Origin of the sequence: Natrialba sp. PRR66 (genome assembly GCF_034808065.1) — an archaeon.
GTDB lineage: Archaea > Halobacteriota > Halobacteria > Halobacteriales > Natrialbaceae > Natrialba > Natrialba aegyptia.
In genome coordinates this window covers 424,287-444,196 of the sequence record NZ_JAXHGN010000003.1, presented here as the reverse complement: position 1 = coordinate 444,196, position 19,910 = coordinate 424,287, and the positions used below count along the sequence as shown (strand labels likewise).

Genomic DNA, 19,910 nt, shown 5'->3' with positions numbered 1-19,910 from the left:
CACACTGTACTCGGTTCGCCGTTCACTCTTTTCCCCGACCCCCATATCATTATCTCCACTACCCGCCTGCTTCGACTATGGACGGACCAACACTGTTTCACCTCCACTTCAATACACCCGACGTAGAGAGCGCGGCCGAGCGACTCGAGCGAGAGGGCCTTCCCTGCACGCGCCGTTTCGGAACGGTTCGTGGAGAGAGTCGATCGTTTGGTCCCGAAGACGACGTTCCGGACGAGTTCAGATTCAAGCTCCAGGTCCATCGCCGCGGGAACGTCGATATCACGCTCGCCCCCGGGAAACGCCCCCGAATTGATCATCTCGGCCTTCGCAGTTCGGATTTCGATGGGACACTCGAGCGGGCGCGCGCTCGCGGCTCGTCCGTTCGGCAGAACAGTCGGCGGACGTTCGTGATGACGCCGTGGGCGTTCCGGGTGGAGTTGCATCCGAGGGCTGACGAGGATCGGGGAGCGGCGGAACGGAGTGAGAGTGACGATACCGTATACCGGATCGAAGACGCGTTGCTCTCGGTGCCGGACGCCGGTGCGGTGCGGACGTATTTCGATGCCGTATTCGGGGCTGTGCCGGGGTTGGCGATCGAATCCGGCGAGGAGATTTGGCTGGAGTCGTTTACGGTCGCTACCGACCGAAAACAGCGGAGAATAGACGTCGCGGAATTACTCGGGGCATAGACGATCCGTTGCGAGTCGCTGCTACATGGGTTAGAACTGCGATCGGGAAGAGGCGTGCTGGGAGAACGAGCCGCCCAGTTCGGGAGACGGAACCGGTACCCGACACTCGACAGTTCCGTTCCTTACCGTTACTGTACGTCCGTATCGATCAGCCCGAACCGCGAGCCGCTGTCGCTCTCGCTCGCGTTTTCGTACACCACGTGTGCTGCGGCAACGTCCTGAATCGCCAGTCCCGTCGAGTCGAACACCGTCACATCCGTCTCGGCCGTGCGGCCGTCCGTCGTGCCGATGACGAGTTCACCGAGTTCGGCGTGGATGTCGGCGTCGGTGAGCGTGCCGTCGGTGTAGGGCACGTTGATCTCGCCGGAGTGAGTGCACTGCTCGTGGTCGTCGATGACGACCGTCGCCGCCTGCAAAAGCTCGTCTGCGAGTTCGTGCTTGCCCTCGGCGTCGGCACCGATGGCGTTGATATGCGTGTGCTCGCCGACGTCCTCGGGTGTGACGACCGGATCGCGGACGGGCGTCACCGTCGAGAGCACGTCACAGTGGCCGGCCTCAGAGATCGAGCCGGCGCGCACGGTGAACTCGTCGTCGTAGGCGTCGATGAATCGTTGGACGCGTTCGTCGTCGAGGTCCGAGACGACGACTTCCTCGATCGGACGAACTTCACTGATCGCGTCGAGTTGGGTGTACGACTGGACGCCCGCACCGACGAGGCCGAGACTCGTCGCATCGGAGACGGCGAGATGATCCGTCGCGACGGCCGCGGCGGCTCCGGTCCGTTTCATCGTGAGCGTCGTGCCGTCCATGATCGCAAGCGGGAACGCGGTTTCGGGGTCCGAGTAGATCATCGTCCCCAGCACGGTCGGCAGGTCGTGGTCGGTCGGGTTGTCCGGGTGGACGTTGACCCATTTCAGGCCGGCGGCGTCCCACCCACCGGCATCGTCAGCATCGCGCTGCGATCCTGATCGGCTCGAGGAAGCGTCGCTTTCTCGAACGGACAGGTAGGCCGGCATCGAGCGAAAGTCCCCGTTGTACTGGGGTAAATCGATATAGGACTTGGCCGGCATCTGGGTGTCTCCCCGTTCGAACGCGCCGAAGGCCTGCTCGACTGCGTCGATGAGCGCCCCCATCCGAATGTTCTCGTCGACATCGTCGCTATCCAGCAGAATGGTGTTCATATCCGCGAATATTGCGGGCGGCACCTTAAGTGATTCTTCCTGTGGTCGCGGCGTGATCGCGGTGGACGCGAGCGACGAATTGAGCGATCGCTATCCGGTTGGGAGTGCAGAGACGAATCGGCAAACGGCAGAAAATGGGCCGCCGCAAGCGGTTGTGATAGCGGTCGAAATCGCGGTGTGAGCGGGGGTTTCCCCTCGCTTACATCATGCCGCCCATACCGCCACCCATGCCGCCCATGCCGCCGCCCATACCGCCTGGGCCGCCGGCGGGCATGTCTTCCTCGTCGTCGTCGTCGGCAACCGCGAGGTCGCCGGCGGCGATGACGTCGTCGATGCGAAGCAGCATGACGGCCGCTTCGGTGGCGGATTCGATGGCCTGGGTCTTCACGCGAAGCGGCTCGTAGACGCCTTCCTCACCCATATCGATGGTGTCGCCGGTGAACGCGTCCAGTCCGGCGGCCTCGTTGCCGCCGTCGTGGTCGGCGCGCAGTTCGACGAGCGAGTCGATGGGGTCGAGTCCTGCGTTCTCGGCCAGCGTGCGCGGGATGATCTCGAGTGCGTCCGCGAAGGCCTCGACGGCGAGCTGTTCGCGCCCGCCGACGGAGTCGGCGTAGTCACGCAGCGCGAGCGAGAGTTCGACTTCGGGCGCGCCGCCGCCGGCGAGCACCTTGCCGTCCTCGAGGGTCGTCCGCACCACACCGAGGGAGTCCTCGATGGCGCGGTCGACCTCGTCGATGACGTGCTCGGTGCCGCCCCGGAGGATGAGCGTGACGGCCTGTGCGTCGTCGACGTCCTCGACGAAGATGCGCTGGTCGCCGGCGATCTCCTTCTGGGCGACGCTGCCGGCGAAGCCGAGGTTATCTTCGGTCAGGTCGTCAACCGTGGAGACCGGCGTTGCGCCGGTTGCGCGAGCGAGTTGAGACTGGTCGCTGGACTTGACGCGGCGGACGGCGATAATGCCCTCCTGTGCGAGGTAGTGCTGGGCCATGTCGTCGATGCCGCCGTCGACGAAGACGACGTCAGCGCCGACATCGGCGACCTGCTCGGCCATCTCGCGAAGCTGGGCCTCCTCCTGCTCTAAGAACTGCTCGAGCTGGTCGGGGTCGGTGACGTTGACTTCGGCGTCGATCTCGGTCTCTTTGATCTCGAGGTCGCCGTCGACGATCGCGACCGAGGCGTCCTCGGCGAAGTACGGCATGTTGTCGGAGACGCGCTCTTTGTCGACGATGACGCCCTCGACGAGTTCGGAGTTCTCGATCGAGCCGCCGACGACCTTTTCGACTTTGACGTTGTCCGTGTCGACATCGTCGCCGTCAGAGACGGACTGGACGGCGTCGACGACGAGGTCGGCGAGCAGGTCGCGGGCGCTCTCTGCGCCCTTGCCGGTCATCGCGGTAGCGGCGATCTGGTGGAGGATCTCGTCGTCGTCCTCGTCGACGTCGACCGCGATCTCTTCGAGGGCCGCCGTGGCCTCTTCGGCGGCCTGGCGGTATCCCTGTGCGAGCGTGGTTGCGTGGATGTCCTGATCGAGGAGGTCCTCTGCCTGGCTCAGGAGTTCACCGGCGACGACGACGGCGCTCGTGGTGCCGTCGCCGACCTCGTCCTCCTGGGTTTCGGCGACTTCGACGATCATGTCGGCGGCCGGGTGGTCGATTTCCATCTCCGAGAGGAGGGTGACGCCGTCGTTCGTCACGATGACGTTGCCCGACGAATCGACGAGCATCTTGTCCATCCCCTTCGGTCCGAGTGTCGTGCGGACGGACTCGGCAACGGCCTTGCCGGCCTGTACGTTCATCGACTGCGCGTCTTTCCCGGAGGTTCGCTGGCTGTCCTCCGAGAGAACGATAAGGGGCTGGTTGCCCATCTGCTGTTGCGCCATAGTCACCCGAAGGATTGATTGTTATTCTATATAAATATTTTGGTGTCGATTCACTCAGAGCGCCTGAATCGACGGGGGCTATCGCTTCGAGAGAGAACGACCGGCGGTTATTTATGAGTGAATCGGACGAAAAACGGGAGTCAAGCGACAGATCAAGACGAGCCGGAGCCGGGGAAGCGGTGGTACTGCATCCCCTGGTGTTTCATCTCGTTGTGTCGCTCCTCCAGGAACGAGTAAACGGTGCCGTGTGGCGCGCCGTCGAGAAGCATCTCTGCGGCGCTGCGGACCGCATCGACCTGCGGCGGCGTGCCGATGATACCGAGCGTCGAGCCGTAGATGACGACTGATGCGCCCGACAGTTCTTCCATGAGTTCGCGCGTTCGGCCACCTTCGCCGATGAGTCGGCCCTTCTGGCGCTTCAGGTCGTTCTTGTTCCGGGCCGCCGCGTCGATGTCGACGACGTCGAACAGCATCATGTCGTCTTCGAGCAACTGCAGCGCCTCTTCGGGAGCGAATCCACGCCCGATCGCACGGACGATTTCGGGGCCTTTGAGGCCGCGAACGGGGTCGCCAACTGTCTCGACGGCAACGGCACCGTCCTCCGAGTCGATGTCCAATCGCACTTCGGCTTCCGCCTCGATCTCGCGCATCGTCTCGCCGCCCTCGCCGATGAGAACTCCGATCCGGTCCTGCGGAATCTTCACGTGCTGCATACACTCGGGTATTCGCTGCGTGAGGTTAAGACCTTGGTCCCCGCGCCAGCACCAGCACCAGCGCCGCCGACCCGCCCGCGGGGCCGACAACTATACTCGAGTTCAGCGTACCGGTCGTATGGCGACCGACCCACAGTATGAACTCGTCACGAGTGCCACCGACCGGCTCGAGGGACCGCTGTTCCTCGCTCTCTCGAATATCGGGTTGGCGGGCCTCACCGCCGCCGATTACCTCGTCCAGCAACTCGAGTTCGACCAGATCGGCTACGTGCGGACGAGAAACCTGCCGACCGTCGTCCCGTTCCGAAACGGCGAGCCGCGGCGGCCGATCCGACTCTACGCGAGCGACGACGCCGACTGCTGCGTGCTACTCAGCGAAACCGTCATCCCAGTCTGGACCGCCGAGACCTTCGTCGATGCAGTCGTCGACTGGCTCGCCGAAACGGCGCTGGATGAACTCGCCGTCTTGCACGGCATCCCGTTTCCGCACGGTCCCGACGAACACGAGGTCTTCTCGGTCGCGACGCCGGACTACCGACGGCGACGGCTGGCCGACGACGACACGCCGCTCGGCGGCGGCGTCTTGGACGGCGTGCCCGGCGAACTCGCGACCCGTCGGTTCGACGGCGACGTTCCCCCGATCGGCGTCCTGGTGACGCCGAATCACCCGCCGGGACCGGACCTCGATGCGGCACTCCGCTATCTCGCGTTTCTGACCGCGCACTACGACCTCGAAATCGACACCGAGCCGTTGCGCGAACGCTCGGAAGCGCTCACCAGATACTACGCCGAACTCGCAGAGCGCATGGCGGCGATGGAGTCCCAGGAGACTCCGCTCGAGGGACGCACGCTTCCCGATGATCGAATGTACATGTAGCACGTGGCTCACCGGCCGAGCAGCGGCTGGGAGAACTCGGACAGCCCCGGCCCGACCCCGGCACTACTCCAAGACAGAGCGGAACCGCACCGACTCCGAACGTGTCTCAAGGATCGCAACCGTCCGGTCCGCCGCGGCCGTCGTCGGAAACTGCGCTCCTGGGTTCAACAACGTTGTTCCCCCATACTCGGTGCGTTCGCTGACGTGGTGGTGACCGTAACAGACGAACTCGTACTCGTCGGCGGCAGCGATCGCCCGCACCTCGTCCATCGACTCGCCGTGGAGAACGGCGATCGAGAGCCCGTCGAACTCGAGATCCGCGAACCGACCGTGGAGTTCGCTCTTACCGCCGAGCGAGTCGAATGCCGCCTGCAGATTGCGAGCGTCACCGTCGTTGTTTCCGAGGACGCCGTGGAGTTCGAAGTCCTCGAAGTAGGGGACCACCAGCGGGGCGACGAAGTCGCCGCAGTGGACGACGATTTCGACGCCTTCGTCCTCGAAAATCTCGGCGATGCGTTCGACCGCGTCGACGTTGTCGTGCGTGTCGGCGACGATGCCGATGTTCATACGCAGTTCCCCGCGGGCGACCGACAAATAGTGTTGGGTCGAACTTAGGTCCCGACGACCGGCGACACCCCGGCGCTGTCGAGCGCCCGTCGCCGTTCCTCGTCGGTGAGCCGGTAAGGTTCGAGTTCAGTTGCGAGTTCATCGAGGGCGTTCCGCCGGCGCTGGTGGGCGGCGAGGAAGTCGGTGATGCGCTCGATCGCGAGGTCTTTCAGGTCGCCGCTCAGCAGGTCGCCCGCGCGGTAGGCCGCGCCGATGCGCTCGAGTTCGTCGTCGTCCGGTTCGAAGAAGAATCGGAGATACTGGAAGGGGACATCAACCGTCGGGTCGCCGCCCTTCTCACGGTGTTCCTCGAGCGTTGCCCGCCCGCCGGTGTAGGCGTGGGTGTGGATCGTCTCGGCGACGGTTTCCGGGTCGTCGGTGAGTTCGATCGAAGGCGCGTCGCCGGACGAACTCATCTTGCCGGGACCGGCGAGGCTCGGGAGGAAGCGCCCCAGGAGCGCACCCGGTTTTCGGACCGGAAGCGCCTCCTTCGCGGCCACGTCGCGGCAGACGCGGACGTGCGGGTCCTGGTCGACGGCGATAGGGACGAGCGTCGGCTGTCGTCCGGCGACGAGTTGCGGGAGCAGGAGGTGGGTCGCCTGCACGGCGGGGTAAAACTGCAGGCCGACGGTCTCCTGCTCGCCGTAGACGGCCTCGACGGTTGCCGGCGTGAGGTGCTTCGCGAGGCGGACCGCGATCGGATAGAGCACGTCCGCGTCGGCGGTGTCGATCACGATCCGCGTCTTTGCGGGGTCGAAACCGACCGCGAGGATATCCCGCAGGTTCTCGCGGGTGTGCTCGCTGATCGACGCAAAGGACTGCTCTTTCGCGAGAAACTTTTCGTCGTCCGACAGCGGGATGTAGACCGTCGCGCCCGTCTCCTGCTGGAAGCGCTTTGCGAGATAGAGCGGCAGGACGTGCCCGAGATGCATCGGCCCCGACGGCCCCCTGCCGGTGACGACCGCGTGCGGGTCGCCCGCCTCGGCGGCCGCGAGGTAGTCGTCCGCATCCCGACCGGCGTAGAACGTCCGCCGCCGGAGCAGCGGGTGGTCGGGAAAGCGTTCGATCTGTTCGTCCGTCAGCGGCTCGGCACCGAAGCGTTCGAGCAGTTTGTCGTAGTCGATCTCCCCGGAGACGGCGTAGGGCGTGACGGTGAACTCGTCGGCATCGGCGCGGCTGTCGGCATCATCCGGTTCGGTACTGTCGCGATCGGGCTGGGAATCGGTCGTCGTTATCTCGGTGTCGTTGGAGTCAGACATCGTTTCGTATCCGTGGTGGTGAAACTACAGCGGTAGCTGGAAGTCGAAACAGCGGAGAACGAACGCAGGGAGCGCCCCTCGCCGCAACCGACCGGTTAGGCCGCGTCGGCGACCGCGAGGACACTGTCCGCTCTCGAACGGGGCTGCCAGCGCCACTGCCACTCGAGAGCGGCCGTCATTACGTGATACTTCGGGGCAGGATAGATTAGCGTTTCGGGGCAGTGAAGACGGACGAGCGGGCACCTGGTGGCGCTGTCGCCACGTGGCCTATTGGAACGCTCGATGGCCTTGTCTTCCCGATTTCCTTGCGAGGATGACAATAGTTAACACGCCCGGCGGCGTGATGAAACAATAGCGCCAGCTATGCGACACGTTCCGACGGGGACCGTTGTATCAGGCGCACCACACGGAGGAGTCGATGGCGACAGCAATAGAGGCCGAAAAAGAAGCGGGACAACGCGGCTGCAAAGCTACCCGGAGGAGACAAAATGACTGATACCATCGTCTACATTGACCGATCATCGGTACATGAGGGGAAGTTGGACGAGCTCAAGGCAGCGATGGCGGAGTTGGTGGACTTCGTCGAGACCAACGAACCCGAGATACTATCCTACAACGTCTACTTCAGCGCCGACGGCGAGCAGATGACCGTAATGCATACGCACGCTGATTCGACGACGCTAGAACAGCACCTGGAAGTTGCGGGTTCAGAGTTCCCGCCGATTGGGGCGTTCATCACGCTCGAGTCCATCGATGTGTACGGTCAGTTACGCGACGAGCTCGTTCAGCAGTTGCAAGCAAAGGCTTCGACACTGGGAACCGGGAGGGTCGTCATACACGACCGCTTCCAGGGATTCAACCGCGTTATAGGCGACTGAACAAGAGGGATCTAACGGAAGAGATCTTTCACAGAGTCACTGTCAGTTGCGAGACGGATCCGGCTCGGGATCGGTCACGAACTCGAGGAGGTCGTCGGCGTCGGCGTCCAAGCCCTGCCGGGAGAAGAAACTCGACACGTTCTCGCAGTCGCGCTCCAGGAAATCGCGGCTGTTGGGATGGTGAACGGTGACGGCCTGTCCGAGGTCGATCACCACGAGTTCACCCTCGTGGAAGACGACGTTGTACTCGCTCAGGTCGCCGTGGACGATGCCGGCCGCGTAGAGGCGGCGCATGTACTCGCGCATGACCTCGTAGGCGGTCCGGGGATTCTCGATGTGAACCTCGCCGAGGCGCTTGGCGCGGCCCTCGTCGTTGCCGATGTACTCCATGACGAGCACGTTTCGTTCGGTGGCGATCGGTTCGGGGACGCGGACGCCGGCTTTCTTGGCCCGCCGGAGGTTCGCGAACTCCTTTTTGGTCCAGGCGAGAACGACGTCTTTCTTCTTGCCGCCCAGGCCCTCGAAGCGCGGGTCGCCCTCGAGATAGTCGCGCATCTGGCGGAAGTTCGAGGCGTTGATCCGGTAGACCTTGACCGCGACTTCGCGGTCGTCGCCGAGCGCATGATAGACGTTCGCCTCCTTGCCCGTCGAGAGCGGCCCGCCGAACGCCTCGACGTAGCCGTCCTGGACGAGTTTGTACAGCGCGGCGAAGGTTGCATCGTCGAATACCGACTGCTCAACCTTGAACTGGTCGGCGTCCGTGATGCGTTCCTCGAACTGCTCGAACTTGCGGTCGCGCTTGCGGGCGATCCGGTCGGCGTCGGTGTCCGATACGTCGATCTCCTCCCACTCGTCGCCCGGCGTCTCGGCCTCGTCGAGGTCGACTAACCCGAACTCCGCGTCCGTTCCCTGTCCCATCTACTCCGTCGTAGGGGGCGCAGGCGGGTAAAGGACCGGGTATCCCTCGCGGTGCACCGACGGCTTCCACCCGCCTCGAATCGGTATGTCGGGCCTGGCTTTTTTCGCTTGGCGTTGTAGAGGTACACGTGAACGGAACGCAGAACGGAACCATGAACGCGAACGGGCCCAGGACCACGATCACGACCGGGCGCGCCACCGCCCAGCCGAGGGTGACGGCCAGCCGATGACCAGCTACGACGTGACGCTCGAGCGGACCGACGGTCCGACCCAAACGATCGCGGTCAACGAGCGTGAGACGATACTCGAGGCGGCCCAGCGGGCCGGCGTCCGGCTCCCGTCCGACTGCCGGAAAGGGACGTGCACGACGTGCGTGGGACGAGTGGTCGCTGTCGAAGCCGAACCTGAACCCGAATCCGAAGTCGAAACCGAACCCGAGGCCGGGGCCGAAGTCGAAGCCGAAGCCGAAGCCGAACCTGAACTCGAAACGCCGTCCGGCGATCGGAGCGGCCACCAACCCGACGCCGCGACCGCCGTCGACTACCGACGGCCGCCGCGGGCGCTCGAGGAGCGCGAACGCACCGACGGCTATGCGCTGCTGTGTATCGCGCTGCCCAGAGCCGACTGTCGAATCGAGGTGGGGCCGAGGGTGCGCGCGGAAGTCGGCGACAGTCCGTGGAAATAGTCGCTCCCGGCGTCCCTCTCAGACCGGGAGCCGGCATCGTCGCGACACCGACGGACAAGCGACTGCGGTAACGTTAACGGGTGCGCATAGCAACGCTCTACCAAGAATGTCTCTCGCCGACGAGAACGCAGACGAAGACAATCCGTATCTTCGTGATCCGCCGACCGAGTTCAGTCCAGTCGATGCGCTCTCAGCAGAAGAGGCCCGTAGACAGGTCGCACAGTTACGCGAGGCCATCCGCGAGCACGACCGCCGGTACTACGTCGAGAACGACCCGATCATCGCCGATCGGACCTACGACGCGCTCTTCTCTCGCCTCCAGGCACTCGAGGAGGCCTTCGACCTCGCCCATCCGGACAGTCCGACCAAGAGCGTCGGCGGCGAGCCCATCGAGGCGTTCGAAACCGTCGAGCACGTCGCGCCGATGCTGTCGATCGACAACAGCGGAGACGCGGCGGCCGTCCGCGAGTTCGACGAGCGCGTCCGGCGGGAGGTCGGCGACGTCGACTACGTCTGCGAGCCCAAATTCGACGGCGTCTCGATGGAGTTCGTCTACGAAGACGGCAGCCTCGCGCGGGCGGTCACCCGCGGCGACGGCCGCGAGGGCGACGACGTGACGCGAAACGCCCGCACCATCGGCTCGGTTCCCCAGCGTCTCCACGGCGATTATCCCGACTTTCTCGCGGTTCGGGGCGAGGTCTACATGCCCAAAGACGCCTTCCAGAAACACAACCGCGAGCGGATCGAACGCGGCGAGGAGTCCTTCGCCAACCCGCGCAACGCGACCGCCGGGACGATCCGCCAGCTCGATCCCTCGGTCGTCGCCGACCGCCCGCTCGACGTCTTCTACTTCGACGTGCTCGAAGCGAGCGATCTGGAGGAGAGCCACCGGGACGAACTCGAGCGCTTCCCCGACTACGGCCTGCGGACGAACGAGCGCGTCGAGGTCGTCGACGACATCGAGGGGGCGATCGACTACCGCGACCGCATGCACGAGATCCGCGACGACCTGAACTACGAAATCGACGGTGTCGTCATCAAGGTCGACGAGCGCGAGGCTCGCGAGGAACTGGGCCGCACGGCGCGCCACGACCGCTACGCCTTCGCCTACAAGTTCCCCGCCCGCGCCGAGGTGACGCCGATCACCGACGTAGCCGTCCAGATCGGTCGCACGGGCCGCGTGACGCCCGTCGCCCTGCTCGAACCGGTCGACGTCGGCGGCGTCACGGTCTCGCGGGCGAGCCTGCACAACCCCGAGGAGATCGAGGCCAAAAACGTCAACGTCGGCGACACCGTCCGCGTCCAGCGCGCCGGCGACGTGATCCCCTACGTCGAGGAAGTGGTCGAGAAAGGCAGCGACGGCCACTACGAACTCCCCAATAACTGCCCCGTCTGCGACAGCGCAATCGAGCGCGACGGCCCGATCGCCTTCTGCACCGGCGGCCTGGCCTGCGACGCGCAGCTCCGCCGGTCGATCGAGTACTACGCGGGCGACGGCGGCCTCGACCTCGAAGGACTCGGCGAAAAGAGCGTTCGGCAACTCGTCGACGCCGAGTTGGTGGAATCCGTCGCCGACCTCTACGAACTCGAGCGCGAGGACCTGACCGAACTCGAGGGCTGGGGCGAGACCAGCGCCGAGAACCTGCTGTCCGAAATCGAGGACAGCCGCGAGCCGCCGCTTCCCGACTTCCTCTCGGCTCTCGGCATCCCCCACGTCGGCCCGGCGACCGCGCGCGAACTCGCCCGCGAGTTCAGGACGTTCGACGCCGTCCGCGAGGCCGCCGAGGACGATCCCGAAGAACTCGAGACCGTCGACGACGTGGGTGAGACAGTCGCCGAGACGATCCACGAGTTCTTCGCGAGCGAGGCCAACGCCGAAGCGGTGGACGCGATTCTGGCGCACGTCTCGCCGCGGGAGGCGACGACGGAGGCCGGCGGCGACGAACTCGACGGGCTGACGTTCGTCTTCACGGGTTCGCTCGCGGAGATGACTCGCAGCGAGGCGCAGGAACTCGTCGAAGCCCGCGGTGGGAACGCCACGGGGAGCGTCTCCGGAAACACGGACTTCCTCGTCGCTGGCGAGAGTCCAGGCGCGACGAAACTGGAGGCCGCGGCGGAACACGACGTGCCGGTCCTCGACGGCGAGGACGAGTTCAGGACTGCACTCGCGGCCCGAGGCATCGAGTTGGACTGAGACGGTCTGTTGTAACGATTTACCGGCGCGACCGCGCCCGTCCTGCGGTTGCGCCGGAAATGATTTACAGCAGTCCGTATGAGAGGAGCGATCAGGTCGGAAACTCCCTTCAACGGCTAGTAGTCACCGACAGTGGCAGGCAGGGTGCGTAACTTAGTACCAGAACGGTGTACCGCGGCTATGGCGTCGATTCCAGACGACTTCCACGACCTGTTCGAGAAGAAAACGTTCGCCCACGTGGCGACGGTGTTACCGGACGACGAACTGCACGTCACGCCCGTGTGGGTCGACTACGACGCGGACGCGGATCGCCTGCTTATCAACACCGAACGAAATCGACGGAAAGCGAAAAACGCCAGCAACGACTCGCGGATCGGCGTGAGCATGACTGACCCCGACAATCCCTATCGGATGCTCTCCGTGACGGGGACTGTCGACGAGATCACGACCGACGGCGCGCGCGAGCACATCGACGAACTCGCACAGCGGTATACGGGCAACGAAGAGTACCAGAATCCGATCCAGAGCGAGCGGGTCATCATCTCGATCGAGCCCGAGGTGGTGCGCCACGCCGCACAGTAGTGTGAACTCGAACGTGGCGGCGAACGAGAACAGGAACGGGAACAGGAACAGAAACAGAAACAGAAACAGAAACGCAACCTCGAACGCAAACTACGAGACGACTGCGCTCAGAGGTCGACGCGGTCGAACCGAAAGAGCGCGATCGCGATCGGGACGACGATCCAGGCGAGCAGGATGATAAGCGAGAACCAGTCCTGGAGATAGAACGGGACGCTACCGAACATCCCCTCGAGTACCATCTCGGTCTGATCAGTGAACCCGCCCATCGAGGTGACGAGTGAGAGAACGTTCTGGTAGGCGCTGTTGAGCGAGAGGCTGTTGAATAGCAAGGCGATCTGGGCGGTCGTTTCGTTCTGGGGAATATAATCGAGATTCATCAGCATCCAGAAGGCGGTAAGAAGGCCGTTCCAGACGGCATAAAACAGCATGAAGATGCCGAACATCGCAGCACCGGCGATTGTCGTCGACCGCGTCACGGACGAGAGCGAAACCGCGAGGCTCGTGTAGGCGACCCCATAGAGGATCGACACCGCGAGTAGTCCGACGTAATCGGCGACGTCGAAACTCCCGAGTAACGCGGCGACGACGGCGGCCGCGAGGACGAAGCCGGTAATCAACGAGACCGACAGCACGGCCGATCGGCCGATGAGTTTGCCGAGCAACACGTCCTTTCGCGAGTGCGGGAGCGAGAGCAGGATCTTGAGACTCCCTGACTGGCGCTCCCCTGCGATCGACTTCCAACCCAATACCAGCGCGATCAATGGGATAATGAGACTCGTCATACTCTGAACCATCCCAACGAGGGCCTCCGTCGTCTGCCCCTGCGCAGCGATGTCGCTCCCGAAGTACGAGAGGAGTCCCGTCGTCCCGACCAGCAGCATGAAAAAGAGGAAACTCAGAGTCCAGAACACCCACGAGCGAATCGAATCCCGAAAGTCCTTGCGCGCGACTGCGCGAACGCTGTCCGGGTTGATCGAACTCGCACTGGACGTCGGTCCCGTTCTCGACGTGCCGGTGTCGGCCTCGGTGCTCATCGCGCCGTCACCTCCGCACCCGTCGTGTACGACTGGAACACGTCTTCGAGCGACGCCTCCGTCGTCGAGAAGTCCCGCACCTCGACGCCGTGATCCTCGAGTTCAGTGAGGACGGCCGTCTTCGAGCCGTCGACCTGGGCGGTGATCGTCGGCGGATCGCGGTTCTCGACGGCGACGTTCGAGACGGCCGGCAGCGACCGAACCGCCTGGAGGGCGTCGTCGTCGACCCGGTCGACGGTGACCCGGAGCGAGGTGCCGCCGCCGATGGAGTCGCGCAGCCCCTCGACGGAGTCGACGGCGACCATCTGGCCGTCCTGAAGGATGCCGACGCGGTCACAGACTGCCTCGACCTGTTCCATGCTATGACTCGAGAAGAAGACGGTCGCGCCGCGAGCGTTCTCCTCGCGGACGATCTCGCGCATCTCGCGGGCACCGTTGGGGTCGAGGCCGGTAGAGGGTTCGTCGAGGATCAGCAAGTCCGGCTCGCCCACGAGCGCCATCGCGAGCATGAGCCGCTGGGCCATCCCCTTCGAGTAGCCGCCGGCCTTCCGGTCGATCGCGTCGGTCAGGCCGACCCGTTCGAGGAGCGCCTCCGGCTCGTCGTCGCTGCCTTTCGACTCGATGGCGAACTCGAGGTGCTGGCGGGCGGTGAGGCGGTCGTAAACCTGATAGCCTTCGGGGAGGACGCCGGTCCGCGAGCGGATCTCGCGGCTGTGGGCCTGAGCGTCGAGTCCGAGGACCTCGACTCGTCCCGCCGTCGGTCGGATGAAATCGAGCACGACGTTGATCGTCGTCGACTTCCCTGCGCCGTTCGGGCCGAGAAAGCCAAACACCTCGCCCTCCTGAACCTCGAAGGAGAGGGTATCGAGCGCGAGTGTCTGCCCGTAGGACTTCGTCAGTTCGTCGACGCGAAGTGCAGGCATGGCTGAGTCATCTCGGCGTTCACCGATAAGAGTTGCCACTTGGGGTGGATAATACACCCGAACACGATCGGTGAAGAAACCGATTCCGACTAGCGAGGCCGACTCGGCGGCGTTCAGATCGAGTCGTCCGGCTCGTATTGCTCTCGGACGCGGTCAACTTCGGTCGCGTACCGATCGCGCGTTTCCGCATCGTCGACCGATTCGAGGTCCGATTCGGGAACGTCGGTCGCCGCGGTAACCGCAGATCCCGTCCGAAGCGCCGTCGAGGATCGTTCGCGCTGATGGTACCGCGATCCGTCGGGCGTCGCGTAGACGAGTGTGACGATGTTTCTCGCACCGAAGTCGCGTTCGACCAGCCAGCACCGGACCGTCGGGTCAGACATACCCGGAGGTTGCGGCCGGACCACCGAGAAAGTATCGCGTCGCTCCCGGGTGTCGGGCCAGCGCAGCCAGCCGTCGCGTGGCCGCCCGGTCAGCGTTCGCACACACAGCAGAACGCCCCAGCGTACTTGACCCCCGGCGGTGCACTCTGAGGCGACGACTCACGTCGATTCCGAATCAGATTCAGATGGCCGTCAACTGGACCCACCACGTCGACACCCTGCGCTACGACGGCGAAACAGAACAGCGGCGACTCGAACTCGAAACCGCGACGATCGTCGTCACGAGCCACCGCGTTCTCGCGTTCGATCGCTCCAGCCGCTCACACTCGCCAGGGACACACCCCTATCGTCACGCCGACCGTCCGAACGTCCAGCACGTCACCGTCAGCCAAAGCGGCTCGACGAAACACCTGCTCCGGAGCCTCCTGGCCGGCGCGCTCGGACTCACGCTGCTTACCATCGCGGCAGTCGTCTCCTTCGGCGAGTTGATTCCTGAACTCGAACTCGACGGAACAGCCGCCGGAGACGGGACGGGGGCGGGAGCGGGAACAGGAACGGGAACGGCAACCGACGCCGGAGATGCCGCCGGGACGACTGCGGCTGTCGACAGCACGTTCGAGACGCTCGGGGTGCTGTTCCAGGTACTCGATACCGGGATCCTCATCGGCGGCATCCTCTCGCTCGCGCTCGCCGTCGTCTTCGCCGGGCTCTACGTCCGCTCACGATCGAGACAACTCGTCCTCGAAGTCGCCGGCGGTGACGACATCGCCGTTCCGCTCGGCGAGACCGACGATGCCGCCCCGATCACCCTCAGCCTCAGCGAGGCCATTCAGCCGGGTCCGACGGCCGATCAGCGCTCGCCGGCCGAAAAAGCCGAGTTCAGCCAGTCCTCGGAGTCGGGCGAGTCCCGCCCGCGGGGCGACCGCCGGCGCGGTCGCGATGAGTCAGGCTGAAAGCCGTCGACGCCCTAGGACCGGCGATGAACGCTGACGGGGTTCGCGACCGCGCGCGATCGCTGCCGCGTGAGCCCGGTGTCTACCAGTTCCGGGCCGACGGAACGACGCTCTACGTCGGCAAAGCCGTCGATCTCCGGAGTCGCGTCGGCTCCTACGCCGACCCGCGGAGCGCGCGCATCCGACGGATGGTCGACCGCGCCGACGGGATCGAAATCGCCATCACCGACACCGAGACGCAGGCGCTCTTGCTCGAGGCCAACCTGATCAAGCGCCACCAGCCCCGCTACAACGTCCGGCTCAAGGACGACAAGTCCTACCCGATGGTACAGTTGACCGACCACCCGGCCCCGCGGATCGAGATCACCCGCGATCCCGACGGCGAGACCCAAGGCGCTACGAGCGGGCCGACCGTCTTCGGCCCCTACACGAACAAACGGCAGGTCGAAACCGTCGTGAAAGCCCTCCGGGAAACCTACGGCGTCCGCGGCTGTTCGGACCACAAGTACGCAAACAGGGACCGCCCCTGTCTCGACCACGAGATGGGACTCTGCACTGCCCCCTGCACTCGCGAAATCGAACTCGAGGACTACGTCGCGGACGTGACGGCGGTCGAGCGCTTCTTCGAGGGCGAGGCGGGCATCCTCACCGATCCGCTGCGCCGGGAGATGGAGGCCGCCGCCCAGGACCAACAGTTCGAGCGCGCGGCGAACCTCCGCGATCGACTCGAGACCGTCGAGGCCTTCCACGGCGAGGGCGGCGAGGCGGTCCAGTCGGTCGGCGACGAGCGCGCGGTCGACGTGCTTGGCGTCGCGATCGAAGGCGAGGACGCGACCGTCGCCCGCCTGCGCGCCGAAGACGGCAAACTCGTGGACCGCGAGCGCCACACGCTCGACGCGCCCGGTGCGGCCGCGGCGGGGGCGGAGGTGGAGGTGGAGGAAGAGGAAGCAACCGGACGCGACAAACGCGGCGGCGTCCCCGCCGTCCTCGCCGCCTTTATCGTCCAGTACTACGCCGAACGCGACCTCCCCGACGCGCTCCTCCTCCCCGAGCGCCACGGCGACGAGGAGGTCGCCGCCTGGCTCGACGCCGAGACCGTCTCCGTTCGGGTTCCGGGTGCCGGTCGCGAGGCCAAACTCGTCGACCTCGCGCTCAAGAACGCCCGCCGGAACGTCGGCCGCCGCGACGAGTGTGGCATGCTCGCCGACGCGCTTGAACTCGATGCCGCCCGGCGGATCGAGGGGTTCGACGTGAGCCACGCTCAGGGATCCTCGGCGGTCGGCAGCAACGTCACGTTCGTCGACGGAAGCGCCGAGAAGGCGGATTATCGCCGGAAGAAACTGCGCGATCAGAACGACGACTACGATAACATGCACGCGCTGCTCGCGTGGCGCGCCCGCCGCGCCGTCGAGGGACGGGACGACCGGCCCGACCCCGATCTCCTGCTGATCGACGGCGGCGAGGGCCAGCTCGAGGCCGCCCGCGACGCGCTCGCCGAGGTCGGCTGGGACGTGCCCGCCGTCGCGCTCGCGAAGGCCGAAGAGACGGTCATCACGCCGGACCGGCAGTTCTCCTGGCCCGCAGACGCGCCGCATCTGCACCTCCTCCAGCGAGTTCGCGACGAGTCCCACCGCTTTGCCGTGCAGTACCACCAGACGCTGCGCGACGACGTGTCGACGGTGCTCGATGACGTGCCGGGAATCGGCCCCGAAACGCGAAAGCGGCTCCTCGGGCGGTTCGGCAGCGTTGAGAACGTCCGCGAGGCGAGCGTAGCGGACTTGCAAAGCGTTTCGGGCGTCGGCGAGAAGACGGCGCAGACGGTCAAGGAGCGGCTGTAGTCCCGTCGACCGGCGGCTGCGGTCAGGAGTGTTACTCGGTCGGAAGTACCATTCGTCGCGGGCCGGAAGTCCAGCCCACGACGGCCGAATCAACGAATCGCGGACTATCACAGCACCTTTTAAATCATGCTATCATGAACCACGTTAGCATGACATCAGAGTTCGGAGCGCTGTCGTTGGTGCCGCCACTGCTCGCGATTGCACTCGCCATCATCACCCGTCGGGCGCTGTTGTCGTTGTTCATCGGCATCTGGGCGGGCGGCGTGATCATCGCGGCCGACGGCGCGGAGACCGCACTCGAGTTCGCGGCGGTCCCGCTCCTGGCCGTCGTGGAAGCCTTCGGGTGGATCGTCGCCTCCTACGGAGACGATACGTTCCACGCCGAGATCATCGCGTTCACGTTCCTGTTGGGTGCCGGTATCGCGCTCGTCTGGCGGATGGGCGGCTCGGTCGCCGTCGCTCAGGCCGCCACCACGAGAGTCGACTCGCACCGCCGGGTCGGGCTGGTCGCGTGGCTGCTCGGGCTGGTGTGGTTCTTCGACGACTACGCCAACACCGCCATCGTCGGCTCGGCGGTCAAGGATATCGCCGACGAGGTCCGGATGTCGCGCGAAAAGCTGGCGTACATTTTGGACTCGACCGCCGCGCCGGTCGCGACGTTCGGCATCTCGAGCTGGGTCGCGTTCCAGATCGGCCTCATTCAGGACGTCTACGACTCCGAGGCGATCAGCGGGGAGACTCCCTCGGCCGTCGGAACGTTCCTCCGGTCGATCCCGTTCAACGTCTACTGCCTGCTGGCGCTGTTGATGGTGCTTATCATCGTGCTCACCCGGCGGGACTTCGGCGAGATGCTCGACGCCGAAGCGCGCGCGCAGCGAACGGGGAAGGTGACCCGGGAGGACGCCACCCCGCTCCAGAGCATGAAGAAGGATCTCGGCGAACCCGCCGTCGACGACCCGCTGCTCCGGACGTTCGTCGTCCCGGTGGCCGTCCTCGTCACCGTCGTCGTCGGCGGCGCGACGATCACCGGTTTCCAGGCTGCAGGCGTGACGCCCGGGGAGGCCCTCTCGGAGACCGGCGCGCTCATCGACGTAATCGACAACACGGACTTCACCGGCGCGCTCGTCTGGGGCTCGTTCTCGATGGTCGCGACGGCCGTCGCGATGGCGCTGTACGACGACGTGCTCACCCTCGAGGAGTCGATGGAGACCATCCTCGACGGCTTCGGGATCATGCTCACCGCCGTCAGTATCCTCGTGATGGCGTGGTCGATCGGCACCGTCGCCGAGGTCCTCGAAACCGGCCAGTACGTGACGGCCCTCGCCGAGGGAATCGTCACCCCCACGTTGCTTCCGGTCGTCGTGTTGCTGTCGACGGGGATCATCGCCTTCTCGATCGGAACGTCCTGGGGGACGATGGGCATCGTGACGCCCATCGCGGTGCCGATGGCCTACGAGATCGGCGGCGGATCGCCGGAACTGCTCTCGGTCGCCGTCGGCGCGATTTTCTCCGGGGCGATCTTCGGCGACCACTGCTCGCCGATCTCCGACACTACCATCCTCTCGTCGACGTTCGCCGGTGCCGACCACATCGACCACGTCCGCACGCAACTGTACTACGCCCTCACCGTGCTCGCCGTCTCCATCGTCGTCTACCTCCTGTACGGCTTCTTCGGCCTCTCCCCGTTCGTCCTGGTTCCGATCGGTGCGGTCGTACTCGTCGGGCTCGTCTACGCCCTCTCGGAACTCGACGCCGCCCGCAAGGACCTCGTCGCAAAGCCGTTCGCCGGCGCGAGAGAGCAGGACGTTCCGAGCGACGACTGAGACGGTCTGCTGTAACGATTTACCGGCGCGACCGCGCCCGTCCTACGATTGTGCCGGAAATGACTGACAGCAGTCCGTATGAATCGAGTTCAGGTCCGCCCGACGCTCGAAACGAGTCGGAAAACCGGACGATGGACATTTCTATGCCCTTCGCGAGCGTAGTCTATCTCGTGTCTAACGACGACCCGCTCGATGACCTGCTCGACGAACTCGACAGCCAAAGCGACCTCGAAACGGCGGAACAAGTTCTCTCGATCCGCATGGAAGAACGACGCTACGGCAAACCGGTGACGATCGTCGAGGGCTTCGACCTCTCCAAGTCCGAGATCGAATCGACCGCCTCCGAGCTTAAATCGTCGCTCGGAACCGGCGGGACCGTCGACGAGGGTCGCATCGAACTCCAGGGCGACCACCGCGACAGAGTGCCGGACCTGCTCCGCGACCGCGGCTTCGACGTGCAGACCTAACCCAGTTGTCCCAGTACAAGTCGAGTTG

20 protein-coding genes are annotated in these 19,910 nt (G+C 65.0%); 11 read left to right on the top strand and 9 right to left on the bottom strand.

All coding sequences use genetic code 11. The annotated features are described in order from the left end of the window. The first annotated feature begins 77 nt into the window (after positions 1-77). Positions 78-689, top strand: a complete 612-nt coding sequence (locus SM755_RS12640) for a hypothetical protein (protein WP_323172972.1) — start codon at positions 78-80, stop codon at positions 687-689. A 128-nt stretch (positions 690-817) separates the two neighbouring features. Here SM755_RS12640 and SM755_RS12635 read toward each other — a convergent pair whose 3' ends face one another. After that, positions 818-1,870: an ornithine cyclodeaminase family protein gene (locus SM755_RS12635; protein ID WP_323172971.1), complete on the bottom strand. Its 1,053-nt coding sequence runs from the start codon at positions 1,868-1,870 to the stop codon at positions 818-820. On the opposite strand from SM755_RS12635, the gene SM755_RS12630 reads away from it, so the two are divergent. Continuing rightward, positions 1,860-2,051: a hypothetical protein gene (locus tag SM755_RS12630; RefSeq protein WP_323172970.1), complete on the top strand. Its 192-nt coding sequence runs from the start codon at positions 1,860-1,862 to the stop codon at positions 2,049-2,051. The two genes, SM755_RS12635 and SM755_RS12630, sit on opposite strands and share 11 nt — an antisense overlap. 18 nt (positions 2,052-2,069) lie before the next feature. On the opposite strand, the gene thsA is transcribed toward SM755_RS12630, so the two are convergent. Both thsA and SM755_RS12620 read right to left on the bottom strand, forming a co-directional pair. Further along, positions 2,070-3,734: a thermosome subunit alpha gene (thsA, locus tag SM755_RS12625; RefSeq protein WP_323173228.1), complete on the bottom strand. Its 1,665-nt coding sequence runs from the start codon at positions 3,732-3,734 to the stop codon at positions 2,070-2,072. Positions 3,735-3,901: 167 nt separating this feature from the next. Continuing rightward, complete coding sequence (locus SM755_RS12620; protein ID WP_006110632.1) at positions 3,902-4,462, bottom strand: KH domain-containing protein; 561 nt, start codon at positions 4,460-4,462, stop codon at positions 3,902-3,904. A 118-nt stretch (positions 4,463-4,580) separates the two neighbouring features. Here SM755_RS12620 and SM755_RS12615 point away from each other — a divergent pair, with 118 nt between their 5' ends. Beyond that, positions 4,581-5,339: a PAC2 family protein gene (locus SM755_RS12615; protein WP_323172969.1), complete on the top strand. Its 759-nt coding sequence runs from the start codon at positions 4,581-4,583 to the stop codon at positions 5,337-5,339. Positions 5,340-5,402: 63 nt separating this feature from the next. Here the strand turns inward: SM755_RS12615 and SM755_RS12610 are convergent, their stop codons facing one another. Then, positions 5,403-5,906, bottom strand: coding sequence for a metallophosphoesterase family protein (locus tag SM755_RS12610; RefSeq protein ID WP_323172968.1), 504 nt, complete (start codon positions 5,904-5,906; stop codon positions 5,403-5,405). Positions 5,907-5,950: 44 nt separating this feature from the next. Next, positions 5,951-7,204, bottom strand: a complete 1,254-nt coding sequence (locus SM755_RS12605) for a tryptophan--tRNA ligase (RefSeq protein WP_323172967.1) — start codon at positions 7,202-7,204, stop codon at positions 5,951-5,953. 488 nt (positions 7,205-7,692) lie between these two features. Between SM755_RS12605 and SM755_RS12600 the strand changes: the two genes are divergently transcribed. Then, the gene (locus SM755_RS12600) at positions 7,693-8,082 is read left to right on the top strand and encodes a hypothetical protein (RefSeq protein WP_323172966.1); all 390 of its coding nucleotides are present in this window, start codon (positions 7,693-7,695) and stop codon (positions 8,080-8,082) included. A gap of 42 nt (positions 8,083-8,124) precedes the next feature. On the opposite strand, the gene rio1 is transcribed toward SM755_RS12600, so the two are convergent. Further along, complete coding sequence (gene rio1, locus SM755_RS12595) at positions 8,125-9,000, bottom strand: serine/threonine-protein kinase Rio1 (protein WP_323172965.1); 876 nt, start codon at positions 8,998-9,000, stop codon at positions 8,125-8,127. Between the two features lie 226 nt (positions 9,001-9,226). On the opposite strand from rio1, the gene SM755_RS12590 reads away from it, so the two are divergent. The 3 genes from SM755_RS12590 to SM755_RS12580 all read left to right on the top strand — a co-directional run bounded on the left by SM755_RS12590 (position 9,227) and on the right by SM755_RS12580 (position 12,461). Beyond that, positions 9,227-9,685: a 2Fe-2S iron-sulfur cluster-binding protein gene (locus SM755_RS12590; protein WP_323172964.1), complete on the top strand. Its 459-nt coding sequence runs from the start codon at positions 9,227-9,229 to the stop codon at positions 9,683-9,685. Between the two features lie 106 nt (positions 9,686-9,791). Next, on the top strand, positions 9,792-11,879 hold the full coding sequence (gene ligA / locus SM755_RS12585; protein WP_323172963.1) for an NAD-dependent DNA ligase LigA: 2,088 nt from the start codon (positions 9,792-9,794) through the stop codon (positions 11,877-11,879). A gap of 180 nt (positions 11,880-12,059) precedes the next feature. Then, positions 12,060-12,461 (top strand): pyridoxamine 5'-phosphate oxidase family protein, encoded by a 402-nt coding sequence (locus SM755_RS12580; protein ID WP_006665070.1) that lies wholly within the window; start codon positions 12,060-12,062, stop codon positions 12,459-12,461. A gap of 107 nt (positions 12,462-12,568) precedes the next feature. Here SM755_RS12580 and SM755_RS12575 read toward each other — a convergent pair whose 3' ends face one another. From SM755_RS12575 to SM755_RS12565, 3 genes are all read right to left on the bottom strand, one after another. Beyond that, positions 12,569-13,495, bottom strand: a complete 927-nt coding sequence (locus SM755_RS12575) for an ABC transporter permease (RefSeq protein ID WP_323172962.1) — start codon at positions 13,493-13,495, stop codon at positions 12,569-12,571. Then, on the bottom strand, positions 13,492-14,418 hold the full coding sequence (locus SM755_RS12570) for an ABC transporter ATP-binding protein (RefSeq protein WP_323172961.1): 927 nt from the start codon (positions 14,416-14,418) through the stop codon (positions 13,492-13,494). Before SM755_RS12570 ends, SM755_RS12575 begins: the two co-directional genes overlap by 4 nt. A gap of 113 nt (positions 14,419-14,531) precedes the next feature. Next, positions 14,532-14,801, bottom strand: a complete 270-nt coding sequence (locus tag SM755_RS12565; protein WP_323172960.1) for a hypothetical protein — start codon at positions 14,799-14,801, stop codon at positions 14,532-14,534. A 185-nt stretch (positions 14,802-14,986) separates the two neighbouring features. Between SM755_RS12565 and SM755_RS12560 the strand changes: the two genes are divergently transcribed. The 4 genes from SM755_RS12560 (at position 14,987) to SM755_RS12545 (ending at position 19,882) form a co-directional block, all read left to right on the top strand. Further along, a complete protein-coding gene (locus tag SM755_RS12560; protein WP_323172959.1) occupies positions 14,987-15,754 on the top strand; it encodes a hypothetical protein in 768 nt (255 codons plus the stop codon). Between the two features lie 26 nt (positions 15,755-15,780). Beyond that, positions 15,781-17,592, top strand: coding sequence for an excinuclease ABC subunit C (locus SM755_RS12555; RefSeq protein ID WP_323172958.1), 1,812 nt, complete (start codon positions 15,781-15,783; stop codon positions 17,590-17,592). Between the two features lie 149 nt (positions 17,593-17,741). Continuing rightward, on the top strand, positions 17,742-19,415 hold the full coding sequence (locus tag SM755_RS12550; protein ID WP_323172957.1) for a Na+/H+ antiporter NhaC family protein: 1,674 nt from the start codon (positions 17,742-17,744) through the stop codon (positions 19,413-19,415). 170 nt (positions 19,416-19,585) lie between these two features. After that, entirely contained in the window at positions 19,586-19,882 is a 297-nt protein-coding gene (locus tag SM755_RS12545) for a translation initiation factor (protein WP_323172956.1), read from the top strand. Positions 19,883-19,910: the final 28 nt, after the last annotated feature.